The organism is Ectothiorhodospira variabilis (assembly GCF_022227625.1).
Taxonomy (GTDB): Bacteria; Pseudomonadota; Gammaproteobacteria; order Ectothiorhodospirales; family Ectothiorhodospiraceae; genus Ectothiorhodospira; species Ectothiorhodospira haloalkaliphila.
The window spans coordinates 100,355-113,132 of sequence record NZ_JAJNAO010000008.1 but is presented as its reverse complement, the minus strand read 5'-3'; the positions used below and the strand labels follow the sequence as shown (position 1 = coordinate 113,132).

Sequence of the window (12,778 nt, the reverse complement as noted above, 5' to 3'; positions counted from 1 at the left end):
ATGGCCGAAGCGAACAGTGCGAGAGCCCGGTTCTCCGGAATGGCCCGGGGGTTGACCGCCCTGGTGGCAGCCATGGGCATCCTGGTGGCCCTGTGGCAGTTGATGTCGGGGCCCGAGGGCCTGCAGATCACCCATGATCGGGTGGACGGCGTGCCCATCACCGTGGTCAGTCCCGCCGCCACCGAGCCCGGTCCGGTAGCGGTCATTGCCCATGGTTTTGCCGGCTCCCGGCAGATGATGCAGCCCTTGGCCATCACCCTTGCTCGCCAGGGTTATCTGGCCATCACACTGGATTTCCCTGGCCACGGGGCCAATGCCGAACCCTTCGTGCCGGACCTGATGGCTATGGAACGGCGCCGCCACTTGCTGGGCGGTGCGCTGGAGCGCGTGGTGGACCACGCCCGCAGCCATCCAGCCGGCGATGGCAGCGTCACCCTGATGGGACATTCCATGGCTGGCGACATCATGCTCCAGCATGGCCAGCAGCACCCAGGGCAAGTGCGCTCCATGGTGCTGATATCCCCCTTCATTGCCGAAGACACCTCCATGGAGGGGCTGGATAACCTGCTGTTCATCTTCGGGGAACTGGAGCCCGAACCCCTGCGGAACACGGCAATGCCGGCTTTCGAGCTTCACGACCCCGCCCGGGTGCAACCCGGCATGACCTATGGTGACTTTGCCAAGGGCGATGCCCGCCGACTGGCCGTGATCGAAGGGGCCGAGCACATGGGCATCATCCAGGCCCGGCAGGCGCTGCTGGAGGCACTGGCCTGGATGGAGGGGGTCACGCCGGCCGATCTGGACGCGCCCTTTGTGGATGCCAGAGGTCCCTGGCTGGGCCTGCTGTTCATGAGCATCATCGCCCTGGCCTGGCCCCTGATGCGCACCCTGCCCCGGGTGGCCCACCCCGCCCGGGGCTCGGATATGCCATGGCGGCGACTCTGGCCAGTGGCGGTGATTCCAGCCGTTCTGACGCCGTTGCTGCTCTGGCAGGTACCGCTGGGCCTGCTGCCACTGCTGCTGTCCGACTATCTGACCATGCATTTTGCGGTCTATGGGCTGCTGACCTGGGCGGGGCTCTGGCTGATGCAGCGCCACCACGGCAATGTCTTCGGGCCCTTCCCGGGCCGCACGGCATGGGGCGCGCTGATCGCGGCGACGGTGCTGGCCACGACCTATGGCACCCTGGCCGTGGGGCTGCCCATCCATGCCTTTGTCACGGGCTATCTGCCCATCCCGGAACGCCTGGTGTGGCTGCCGGTGATCTTCCTGGGCACACTGCTGTTCTTCAGTGCCGACGAATGGCTCACCCGGGGAGAGACCGGTACCACCGGCTCCCATATCTTCACCAAACTGCTATTCCTGCTGTCGCTGGTGGGTGCAGTGGCCCTGCGTCTGGATGAACTGTTCTTCCTGATCATCATCTTCCCGGCCATCGCCGCATTCCTGTTGGTTTACGGCCTGCTTGCCCGCTGGATCTTCACGGGAACCGGGCATCCCCTGGTGGGGGCGATCGCCGTGGCCTTCTCCCTGGCCTGGGGCATGAGCGTCACCTTTCCGCTGGTGGGGGACTGACCCTGACGGCCCGTCCCCTGTACCATCACATTCAATGCCAGCCACACAGGGAGTTCCTCGATGCATAAGCGAATCGTCACACTGACCCTGAACCCGGCCGTGGATTCCTCTTGTTCGGCCAACAGGGTGAAGGCCATCCACAAGGTGCGCACCACGAACGAGCGCTATGATCCGGGCGGCGGTGGCATCAACGTGGCGCGGGTGCTCAACGAGCTGGAGGCCGGCAGTTTTGCCGTTTATCTGGCGGGTGGCCGCCCGGGGGACGTTCTGGATGAACTCATCACCCAGGCAGGGGTGATGTCCCATCGGGTACATATCATGGAATCCACACGGATGAGTCATGTGGTGTTCGAGGAAAGCTCGGGGCAGGAATTCCGCTTCACGCCCGAGGGCCCGCAGATCCGGCGCAATGAGTGGCAGGGTGCGCTGGACTTTATCGAAATGCTGGATTTTGACTATGTCGTGGCCAGTGGCAGTCTGCCCCGGGGCGTACCTGAGGATGTCTACGCCCGACTTGCAGCCTCGGTCAAACGGCGCGGTGGCAGACTGGTGCTGGACACCTCGGGGCCGGCTCTGGCAGCGGCCCTGGAGGAAGGTGTGTACATGGCCAAACCCAGCCGGGGCGAATTTGCAGGCCTGATGGGCAAAGACCTGGAAGACCCCAAAGACCTGGAGGAAGCCGCTCGGGAATGTGTGGCTGCCGGGGGCGTGGAACTGCTGGCCATCACCCTCGGGCATGACGGAGCCGTGCTCGCCACCCGTGATGGCATCCACCGCCTCGCCACCCCGGAAGTGACCGCGCGCTCTGCCGTGGGCGCCGGTGATAGCTTCGTGGCAGGCATGACCTTTGGCCTCTCCCGGGGGGAGGATGTCCAGCGTGCCTTCGCTCTGGGTGTGGCCGCAGGCACCGCGACCGTGCTGACATCCGGCACGGAGTTGTGCCACAAATCCGATATCGAACACTTCTGGAGGTTATTGCTCAGCGGCCAGGCATCCACAGCCACCTGAACGACCCGGGCCCTAGGTCAGTTCGTCCACCAGGGCATCCAATGACTGGACATCCAGGGCCAGATAGTCAGCCAGGAAGTCCTGTGTGGCCTCCCAGTCCGCATAGGTCATGCGTGCCGGGTCAACAGCGGTGGTGGCCCGAAGCGCCAGCTTGAGCATGACCAGCAGATCCCGGGCGTCCGGGTGCAGCGTCACCAGCATGTCCAGACGCTGCACCTGATACTGGTGGGCCGTTGCCTGGATGACGCTCGTCGGCGCGCGCCAGCGCTGAGTGATCAGCGCCCCCAGGCGGTCATGACTGACACCATAGCGTCGCTGTTCCTCGTGGATGGCGGAGGGCCACCCCTTCAAATCCGCCTGACGCTCAACGGTTTCGTAGGCCTCACCAAACACACTGCGCAGTGCGGGCACGCCCACCAGATGGAACAGCCCCACAAGATAGGCATCGTCCAACAGATCCGGACGCTTCACCCGACGTGCCGCCGCACCACAGGCTTCGGCCAGGGTGACGCTGGACTTCCAGAATTCGTGCATGCGCGGCAGGTGAGACAGGGCATTGCGCAGGGCCACGGTACGTGCCACCGAATACACCCGCTGAAGCCCCAACAACATGACCGCCTCACGAATGGAACTGATCTCGCGGCGACGGCGAAACAATGGGGAGTTCACCACCAGCAGGATACCGCCGGAGACACTGACATCCTCCGACACAAGCCTGGCCACCTGTGCCAGATCGCCCTCCTCCTTTTCCACCTCGGCTGCAATGGCGCGCAGCACGGTGGGCTGGGACGGAATCATGAGTTGCCCCATAATCCGCTCTTCCTCTTGGGACATGACCAGGTCAGCCATTAATCGTGCATCCTTTGGCTCGGCAAGCGTTAACGAAGCCTAAGCTTAACGCGCTTCAAAAGACGACCATTGTCGGCGCCGGGCCCTTGCAGCGCAACAAGGATAGCGGTTTGTCTGCCTCAGCACTCGCTCGTCCGTCAAAAAAATGACGAAACCTTACGGAATACGGCCCCCAGCAACGCGGCATGAAAAGTGCATTGTCATAAGTCATGAACACATCTCATGAACAATCCCGACGGGAGCGAGGCCAAGAGCACTCCCAGGGCCGCCTGGTTCGTGAGCAGGGCCTGATCACTTCCTGTGCCCTGGACGTGATCCAGACCGTCGCCCAGCAACGGGGAAGGCCCTTGCAGCCCCGGGACCGCATGGCCCTGAAACTGCTCACTCCCCGCAACGCAGCCCTGATGGTCAAGGGAGATAAGCGACACCTGGGATGCAGGCAGGTGAGCTTCGAGATCCTGACCGATGACCCGGGCCTGGGGTCTTACCGGCTGGTCCCGGTCGGCGTGCATGTACTCAACCCGGAGACCCAATGGTGGAGTGACGAGTACGGCATCGGCCGTTTCCTGTGGAACCTCTATCTGGGCGAGGAACCGGTGGACGGCATGCATCGCATCCTGGAACGTCTCTTCAAGCTGCCTGGCCAGGACCTGGGGCCCGCACAGACCCACATGGAAGTGCTGGGTCAGGAGCACGACATCCAGGCCAGCGTGCGCCCGGATCTGGATCTTTACATCCGCCGTCACAAGGGCAGCATCGAGACCTCCCTGCGCCGCCTGCATCGATCCGGCGGCCTTTGCCGGGCATCGGAACTGGGCCTGGACACCCAAGGACAGGGCCGACTGGCGCTGGTATTTGGCAAAAGCCGGCGCTACGCGGTCAGTTTCGCCGTCGAGAGGGCTTGAACCCGGCGGTCACAAGGGGGCATCATCGCACGCGTCCCCAAGCGCCCTGTCCGCTTCCTTCTTTCACCCATCCAGATTCCTGAATCGAGACCTATGAGCAAAGTCCTGATCATCGGCGCCGGCGGCGTCGGCAGTGTCGTCACCCACAAGTGCGCCCAGCATCCCGAAGTCTTCTCGGAGATCTGCCTGGCCAGCCGCAATGAAGCCAAGTGCCGGGATATCGCCGCCAAACTGGAACGCCCCATCCAGACCGCACAGGTGGACGCGGACGATGTGGATGCCCTGGTGCGCCTGATCGAATCCTTCAAGCCGGATCTGCTGATCCACGTGGCCCTGCCCTATCAGGACCTCACCATCATGGAGGCCTGCCTGAAGACCGGCGTGCCCTACCTGGATACGGCCAATTACGAGCATCCGGACGAGGCCAGGTTCGAATACAAGGAACAGTGGGCCTTCCAGGACCGCTATGAAAAGGCCGGCCTCATGGCCACCCTGGGCTGCGGTTTCGATCCGGGCATGACCAACATCTACTGCGCCTGGGGGCAGAAGAATCTCTTCGACGAGATCCACCAGATCGACATCCTGGACGCCAACGGCGGCGACCATGGTTACCCCTTTGCCACCAACTTCAACCCGGAAATCAACATCCGGGAGGTCACCGCCAACGGACGTTACTGGGAGAACGGTGAGTGGAAGGAAACCCCGCCCCTGTCGGAAAAGCGGGAGTTTGATTTTGATGAGATCGGTCCCAAGGACATCTATCTGCTGTACCACGAGGAACTGGAATCCCTGGTGCAAAACATTCGCGGCCTCAAACGCATCCGCTTCTGGATGACCTTCTCCCAGCAGTATCTCACTCACCTGAAGGTGCTGGAGAACGTGGGCATGACGGGCATCGAGCCGGTGATGTACGAGGGCAAGGAAGTGATCCCGCTGCAGTTCCTCAAGTCCGTGCTGCCCGATCCGGCCTCCCTGGGGCCACGCACCAAGGGCAAGACCAACATCGGCGTCATCCTGGACGGCATCAAGGATGGCAAGCGCCGCAAGGTGCACATCTACAACATCTGTGATCACGAGGCCTGTTATCGGGAGGTCCAGTCCCAGGCGGTGTCCTACACCACGGGCGTGCCCGCCGTCACCGGGGCCATGCTCATGCTGCAGGGGATCTGGAAAGGTGCCGGGGTGTTCAACGTGGAGCAGATGGATCCCGATCCCTTCATGGAGCGCATCGGCGACATGGGCCTGCCCTGGCAGATGAAGGAACTGGACCCCGACACGGACCCCCTGGGTTGAGCCACACGGTCCGGCCATGAACAACCCATTCGATATCCAGGCCTGCCCCTCACCGGCCTTCGTGGTGGACGACGCCCTGCTGACCCGCAACCTGGAGCTGCTGCGTCAGGTCCAGCAGGACAGCGGGGCCCGCATTCTGCTGGCCCTCAAGGGCTTTGCCATGTGGGATACCTTCCCGCTGGTCAGCCAGTACCTGGTGGGCACCACCGCCAGCGGTCAGGACGAGGCAAGGCTGGGTGCGGAAACCTTTGGCGGTGAGGTGCACTGCTTCTCGCCGGCCTTCTCCGATGCGGAAATGGAGGTGGTGCTGCAGTACGCCGACCACATCAGCTTCAACTCCCCCGGGCAATGGCTGCACCACCGCGAGCGTGTTGCGGCCCACCCCCGTGCCATCTCCTGCGGTCTACGGGTCAATCCCGAGCATTCCGAAGGTACGGTGGCGTTGTATGATCCATGCACACCGGGATCACGCCTGGGTACCCGAGTCCGGGATCTGGAAGGGGTGGATCTCACCGGCCTGGATGGGCTTCATTTTCACACCCTGTGCGAACAGAACAGCGATGCGCTGGAGCGCACCCTGGGGGCCTTCGAGGCCCGCTTCGGGCAATATCTGCCCGGTCTCAAGTGGGTGAACTTCGGCGGGGGACACCATATCACCCGGCCCGATTACGATATCGAGCGCCTGATCAAACTGGTACGCGGTTTTCGGGAGCGTCACAACCGCATTCCTGTGTACCTGGAGCCTGGCGAGGCCATTGCCCTGAACACAGGCTACCTGGTCAGCACCGTACTGGACATCATCGACAATGAAGGCCCCATCGCCATTCTGGACACCTCGGCCACGGCCCACATGCCGGACGTACTGGAAATGCCCTACCGACCCGAGATCATCGGCGCCGGCATGCCCGAGGAAAAGGCCCACACCTACCGCCTGGGAGGCCTCACCTGCCTGGCGGGGGACATGATCGGGGCGTATTCGTTTGATCAGCCCTTGAACATTGGCGATCGCCTGGTCTTCACCGACATGGCTCACTACTCCATGGTGAAGACGAACACCTTCAACGGCATGCGTTTGCCGGCCATCTGCCGGGTGGACGCCGAGACCCGGGAAGTCCGGGTGGTCAGGACCTTTGGATACGAGGCCTACAAGGAGCGCCTGAGTTAGGCGCTGCTGCCCTGGCCGGCCTCACCCAGCACCTCCCTGATCTCGTTCACTTCCAGGGTTTCCCGGTCCAGTAGCGCCTGCGCCAGATGCTCCAGCATCTGGCGATTTTCTTCCAGAATGCGGCGCGCGCGGGACTCCACCTCGCGAACCAGCTTCTGGACTTCCTCGTCGATCAGGGCCGCCGTGGCCTCGCTGTGCTCCCGTCCCTGGCCCAGTTCCTTGCCCAGGAAGACATGTTCCTGACCCTGGGGGAACGCAGCCGGCCCAATGCGCTCATTCATGCCCCAATGCGCCACCATGCGCCGCGCCAGTTGGGTGGCCTGCCTCAGGTCATTCTCCGCGCCACTGCTCACCTGTTCGAAGACGATGGATTCGGCCAGGCGACCACCGAACATGACGGCCATGCGGTCGCGCAGATAACCCTCGTTGAAGTTGTAGCGCTCCTCATCCGGGACCTGCGCCGTCACCCCCAGGGCCTGCCCCCGGGGAATCACGGTCACCTTCTCCAGGGAATCGGCTTCGGGCAACAGCCACGCCAGCAGCGCATGACCGGATTCATGGTAAGCCACCACCTTGCGCTCCCGGTCCGACAACAGGCTTTCCCGGGCCTCGCCCAGCAGGATGCGATCACGGGCGTCGGAAAAACAGCCCCAGTCCACCCGATCCAGTTCCCGCCGGCCCCCCAGCAGGGCCGCCTCGTTCACCAGATTGGAAAGATCGGCCCCGGAAAACCCGGTGGTACCCGCCGCCAGGCGATCCAGGTCCACATCGTCCGCCAAGGGCACCTTGCGCACATGCACGTCCAGAATCTCCCGCCGCGCCTGCTTGTGCGGACGTTCCAGCGTGATCTTGCGATCGAAGCGCCCCGGTCTCATCAACGCCGCGTCCAGCACATCGGGCCGGTTGGTGGCCGCCAGCACCACCACTGATTCATGCCCCTCGAATCCGTCCATTTCCGAGAGAATCTGGTTCAGGGTCTGCTCGCGCTCGTCGTGGCCGCCCCCCATGCCCGCCCCACGGGAGCGCCCGATGGAATCCAGTTCATCGATGAAGATGACGGCAGGGGCCTGTTCCTTGGCCTGCTTGAACAGATCCCGCACCCGGGAGGCACCCACGCCCACGAACATCTCGATGAATTCGGAACCGCTCAGGGTGAAGAAGGGCACACCGGCCTCGCCCGCCACGGCCTTGGCCATGAGGGTCTTGCCGGTGCCAGGCGGCCCCATCATGAGGATGCCCCGGGGCATGGTGGCCCCCAGTTTGCGAAAACGCGCGGGATCCTTGAGAAAGTCCACCACTTCCATGATGTCCTTCTTGGCATTGTCCGATCCGGCCACATCATCCAGGCGGACATCACTTTCCTCGCTGTGAATCCTGCGTGCCGCGGACTTCCCGATCCCCATGGGTCCCCCAGCGCCACCGCCAGCCATCATGCGCTGCTGGAACCGCTGCGAGGCCCAGAACAACAGGCCCAGCAACAGGATCCACGGGAGGGCGCCCAGCAGCACACGTTGCCACCAGGCAGGCTCGACCGGTTGAGCCGTGATATCGACATCGTGATCGTCCAGAAGACCCAGCAGCCGCTGGTCTTCCAGTTCGGGGCGAAGGGTCTCGAAGGTGGCCGGGTCGGACAACTCCCGGTACTGGCGACCGGCCTCACTGAAGTGACCCTGTATGTTCTGGCCGCGCAGGATCACCTCGCTCACGTGCCCGTCGCGAACCGCCTCACGGAACTCGGTATAGGACAGTTCCTTATGATCCAATTCCCGAAGCCCATCGGTGAAATGGAAAAACAGCACGATGGCCAGCGACAGGGCGACAAAGCCCTGCCACTGTCCCCATCCGGAGCCGTTGGATGGCGCCCCCCCGCCCCACAAGGGGGAACGGGGAACTGGCGGGTCACCGGATTCCGATTGCGATGGCGTTCCGGGTTTTCGATCCTTGCGATCTGATCTTGCGATAAACCTACCCTCCGGTCACTTTCAGGCGGCGGGGGACTCCTGCTCGATCCCCTCGAGGCGATCTTCCAACTCCTCGCCGGCGCGGCGCAGGGCCTCCAGGGTCTCGTCATCCGGCTGCCAGTAGTTGCGGTCCGAGGCCTCCAGGAGACGGTTGGCCATCTTCGCGGAGGCCGTGGGGTTGAGCTGGGCCAGTCGTTCGCGCATTTCCGGATCCAGCACAAAGGTCTCGGACAGCTTCTGGTACACCCAGGGCTGCACCTGACCGGTGGTGGCTGACCAGCCCATGGTGTTGGTGATATGCACCTCGATCTGGCGCACTCCCTCGTACCCGTGCTTGAGGGCCCCCTCGTACCACTTGGGATTGAGCATCCGGGTGCGGGTCTCCAGGGAGACCTGCTCGGACAGGGTGCGCACCGTGCCCTCGCCCTTGGTCTGATCGCCGATATACACAGGGGCATCCTGGCCACCGCGAGCCTGGCGCACGGCACGGCTGATGCCACCCAGGGTGTCGAAGTAGTTGTCGATGGTGGTCACGCCCAGTTCCACCGAGTCCAGGTTCTGGTAGGTGAGCTGTACATCCTTGAGCATGCTCTTGAGCAGGGTGTCCTGCTTCATGGGCCGACCACTGCGACCATAGGCGAAGCCCTTGCGCTGGGTATAGGTGTTGGCCAGTTCGTCCTCGTCGTCCCAGCGGCCATTTTCCACCAGATTGTTGACGTTGGAGCCGTAGGCCCCATCGGCGTTGCCATACACGCGCAGGGCGGCCGTCTCCAGATCGCAGCCGTGCTCCTTCATGTATTCCAGGGTGTGGGCACGCACGAAGTTCTGTTCCGGCGGCTCCTCCGCCGACGCGGCCAGGAAGGTGGCCTCGGCCAGCAGTTTGATCTGCAGGGGAAGCAGGTCACGGAAGATGCCGGACAACGTGATCAGCACATCCACCCGGGGCCGACCCAGTTCCTCCAGCGGGATCAGGGTGGCGCCGGCCAGACGACCGTAGTTATCGAAGCGGGGTTTGGCGCCCAGCAGACCCAGGACCTGGCCGATCTGGCTGCCCTCGGTCTTGAGGTTGTCACTGCCCCACAGCACCATGGCCACGGATTCGGGCAGGCCGTTGCCTTCCTCCACATGGCGGGCCAGCAAGCGTTCGGCCTGCATGGCCCCATCCTTCAGCGCAAAGGCACTGGGGATGCGGAAGGGATCGAAGCCGTGGAGGTTACGACCGGTGGGCAGCACGTCGGGCTGACGCATCACGTCCCCCCCAGGGGCAGGCTTGATGAAGCGACCGTCCAGTGCCTTTAGGATACCCTCCAGCTCCGTATCCCGGGACATGAGCTCATTGGAACGGGCCAACTGCTCGAACTGCTCCCGGCGCTCGTTGTCATTCTGGAATCCGGCCTCCTGGAGGGCATCATCCACCGAGCCGGTCTTGACCAGGGTCTCCACCACGGAGCGCTCCAGGCGGGTATCCTGGGAGGCTTCGGCCATGGCCATGAGCATGTCGATACGCTCGTCCTCGCCCAGGGGGGTGCCCACCACGTGCAGCCCGTAGGGGATCAGGGTGTATTCCAGTTCCAGGATCTCCTCGCCCAGCTTGCGCACCCGTTCCTCGGCCTCCCCGCCGGGCACATCCCAGAGGGGCTCGGGTTTGGCCAGTTCCAGCTCGGCGGCCTGGGACTGGATCAGTTCGGCCAGTTCTCCACGCTCATGCTCCTGAGAAGGCTCGAGACCGCGCCAGCGATCAATGGAACTCTTCAGGTCCAGCAATCCACGATACAGGCCCGCATGGGACACGGGCGGCGTCAGGTAGCTGATCAGGGTGGCGCCGGAGCGACGCTTGGCGATGGCACCCTCCGAGGGGTTGTTGGAGGCATACAGGTACATGTTCGGGATATCGCCAATGAGGCGATCAGGCCAGCAGGCCCCGGACATGCCCACCTGCTTGCCGGGCATGAACTCCAGGGCCCCGTGGGTGCCGAAATGCAGCACGGCATGGGCCTTGAAGTCCTCGCGCAGGTAACGGTAGAAGGCCGAGAAGGCATGAGTGGGCGCAAAACCGCGCTCAAACAGCAGGCGCATGGGATCACCTTCGTAGCCAAAGGAGGGCTGCACCATCACCAGCACATTGCCGAACTGTTTGCCCAACACGAAGATCGAGCTGCCATTGGTCAGCACCTTGCCCGGTGCCGGCCCCCACTGCCCCTCGATCTGCTTGAGCCAGCGCTCGCGGCGCACGTGATCCTCGGCGGGGATCATGGTGTGCACGTTGGCATCGGCACCATACTGATCCTTGTTGCCATGGATGATGCTGTCGCGCAGTTCATCCACGCTGTCGGGCACCTCCACCTGATACCCCTCTTCCTTCATCTTCTTCAGGGTATTGAGCAGGGACTCGAACACGCCCAGGTAGGCGGCGGTGCCGGTATTACCGGCGTTGGGCGGATAGTTGAACAGGACAATGGCCACCTTGCGCTCGGCCCGCTCGGCGCGCCGCAGTTCCACCAGGCGCCGCACGCGGGAGACCAGCATGCCGGTGCGCTCCGGACAGGTGAACATGTCCTGGGTATTCTCGGAATCGGTGAACTTGCAATGGCGTTCGCAACCGGCGCAGATGGCACCTTCCGGGCCTGGGCGTCCGCCGTACACCATGGGGGCGATGCAGCCGTCCAGCTCCGGAATGGCCACCATGATGGTGCTCTCCACGGGCAGCAGGCCACGTTCGGAGTTGCCCCATTGATCCAGGGTCTGGAATTCCACCGGATGGGCGGCGATATAGGGCACATCCAGCTTGGAGAGGATTTCCTGCGCGGCATTGGCATCGTTGTAGGCCGGGCCACCCACCAGCGAGAATCCGGTCAGGGAGACCACGGCATCCACCGTGGGTCGACCGTCTTCCATGAAGAACTGCTCGATGGCAGGGCGCGAATCCAGGCCCGAGGCGAACGCCGGCACCACCTGCAAGCCAGCCTCTTCCAACCCACGGATCACCGGGTCGTAATGCCCGGAGTTGCCGGCCAGTACGTAGGAACGCAGCAGCAGCACGCCCACACGCCCCTTGGGGCCGCGCTCGGACAACCGGCCCGGCAAATCCTGGAGGCGATCCGAGAGGCGCTTTTTCATGTCCGGGTGGTATACACCCACCTCGGGGTATTCCGCCGGGGACGCGATGGTGAGCTTGCCCCGCAGGCTGCGACGCGGCCCATCGGCATAGCGATCCACGAGGAAGCGGATCATGTTGGCCATGTTCTCTTCCGAGCCACCCAGCCAGTACTGCAGGGTGATGAAGTAAGCGCGCACGTCCTGGGCCGTGCCCGGGATGAACCGTAGCAGCTGAGGAATACGGCGCAGCATCTTCATCTGCTGGGCGCCAGCGCTGGCCTTGGAATCCCCTTCCTTCTTGCCCCGCAGTCGCTTGAGCAAGGACATGGGGCCACTGCTGGGCTTGGACATGTCGAAGCTGCCCATGCGGGTCAGCTTGGTCACATCGCCGGCAGACATGGCACACACCATGGCATCGCAGTCGTCACGACGCGCCTGCAGGTCCGGCAGGATCTGCTGAAACTGGTCCTCCAGGAACAGCATGGTGGTGATGATGATGTCGGCCTTGGCCACATCGGCCTTGCACTGCTCCAGGGCCTCTTCATCCGCGGCCCACTCGGAGGCAGCATGAAGCGAGAACTTCAACCCTGGCAACTCGTGCCTGAGCTCGGCGCGAGCACGGTCGGCGGCGCTGGCCAGATGGGTGTCCATGGTCACGATCACTACCCGTACAGGGGTTTGATCGGCTGCTGACGAGGGCTTGGATGCCATAGATTCAGGTGCCTGTCGACTTGAGTTTTTTCGGGCGCGGATCTGGATTCACCCTTGGGATGCGTGTCAAATTAGATCGACCCGCTGCGGGTGTCAACCAAGGTGGACATTCAGCACGCACATCCGGGCACTGATCGTGCTTGATACCCGGACACTCCCCAAAAATCCCAACCGCCGTAGCCGCACATTATAGTGTGTCGCGGCCTGGAGGTAAG

8 protein-coding genes are annotated in these 12,778 nt (G+C 63.4%); 5 read left to right on the top strand and 3 right to left on the bottom strand.

The annotated features are described in order from the left end of the window. Together LPW30_RS09960 and LPW30_RS09955 are read left to right on the top strand one after the other, a co-directional pair. Positions 1-1,575 (top strand): alpha/beta hydrolase, encoded by a 1,575-nt coding sequence (locus LPW30_RS09960; RefSeq protein ID WP_239680761.1) that lies wholly within the window; start codon positions 1-3, stop codon positions 1,573-1,575. 60 nt (positions 1,576-1,635) lie between these two features. Beyond that, positions 1,636-2,583: a 1-phosphofructokinase family hexose kinase gene (locus LPW30_RS09955; protein WP_025281258.1), complete on the top strand. Its 948-nt coding sequence runs from the start codon at positions 1,636-1,638 to the stop codon at positions 2,581-2,583. Between the two features lie 12 nt (positions 2,584-2,595). Here LPW30_RS09955 and LPW30_RS09950 read toward each other — a convergent pair whose 3' ends face one another. Next, positions 2,596-3,432, bottom strand: coding sequence for an HDOD domain-containing protein (locus LPW30_RS09950; RefSeq protein WP_025281257.1), 837 nt, complete (start codon positions 3,430-3,432; stop codon positions 2,596-2,598). Positions 3,433-3,641: 209 nt separating this feature from the next. Here LPW30_RS09950 and LPW30_RS09945 point away from each other — a divergent pair, with 209 nt between their 5' ends. From LPW30_RS09945 to nspC, 3 genes are all read left to right on the top strand, one after another. Beyond that, complete coding sequence (locus LPW30_RS09945) at positions 3,642-4,337, top strand: hypothetical protein (protein ID WP_025281256.1); 696 nt, start codon at positions 3,642-3,644, stop codon at positions 4,335-4,337. A 93-nt stretch (positions 4,338-4,430) separates the two neighbouring features. Then, a complete protein-coding gene (locus LPW30_RS09940; protein WP_238624972.1) occupies positions 4,431-5,630 on the top strand; it encodes a saccharopine dehydrogenase family protein in 1,200 nt (399 codons plus the stop codon). Positions 5,631-5,646: 16 nt separating this feature from the next. Continuing rightward, a complete protein-coding gene (gene nspC, locus LPW30_RS09935; protein ID WP_025281254.1) occupies positions 5,647-6,795 on the top strand; it encodes a carboxynorspermidine decarboxylase in 1,149 nt (382 codons plus the stop codon). Here the strand turns inward: nspC and ftsH are convergent. After that, entirely contained in the window at positions 6,792-8,756 is a 1,965-nt protein-coding gene (ftsH, locus tag LPW30_RS09930; RefSeq protein ID WP_420796953.1) for an ATP-dependent zinc metalloprotease FtsH, read from the bottom strand. The genes nspC and ftsH overlap by 4 nt on opposite strands. 21 nt (positions 8,757-8,777) lie before the next feature. Then, on the bottom strand, positions 8,778-12,563 hold the full coding sequence (locus LPW30_RS09925; RefSeq protein WP_025281252.1) for a magnesium chelatase subunit H: 3,786 nt from the start codon (positions 12,561-12,563) through the stop codon (positions 8,778-8,780). Positions 12,564-12,778 lie beyond the last annotated feature (215 nt).

Excerpts from the sequence above, each read along its gene's own strand:
- LPW30_RS09960 (WP_239680761.1), top strand. The coding sequence starts at position 1 with ATGGCCGAAGCGAACAGTGCGAGAGCCCGGTTCTCCGGAATGGCCCGG.
- LPW30_RS09955 (WP_025281258.1), top strand. The coding sequence starts at position 1,636 with ATGCATAAGCGAATCGTCACACTGACCCTGAACCCGGCCGTGGATTCC.
- LPW30_RS09950 (WP_025281257.1), bottom strand. The coding sequence starts at position 3,432 with ATGGCTGACCTGGTCATGTCCCAAGAGGAAGAGCGGATTATGGGGCAA.
- LPW30_RS09945 (WP_025281256.1), top strand. The coding sequence starts at position 3,642 with ATGAACACATCTCATGAACAATCCCGACGGGAGCGAGGCCAAGAGCAC.
- LPW30_RS09940 (WP_238624972.1), top strand. The coding sequence starts at position 4,431 with ATGAGCAAAGTCCTGATCATCGGCGCCGGCGGCGTCGGCAGTGTCGTC.
- nspC (WP_025281254.1), top strand. The coding sequence starts at position 5,647 with ATGAACAACCCATTCGATATCCAGGCCTGCCCCTCACCGGCCTTCGTG.
- LPW30_RS09925 (WP_025281252.1), bottom strand. The coding sequence starts at position 12,563 with ATGGCATCCAAGCCCTCGTCAGCAGCCGATCAAACCCCTGTACGGGTA.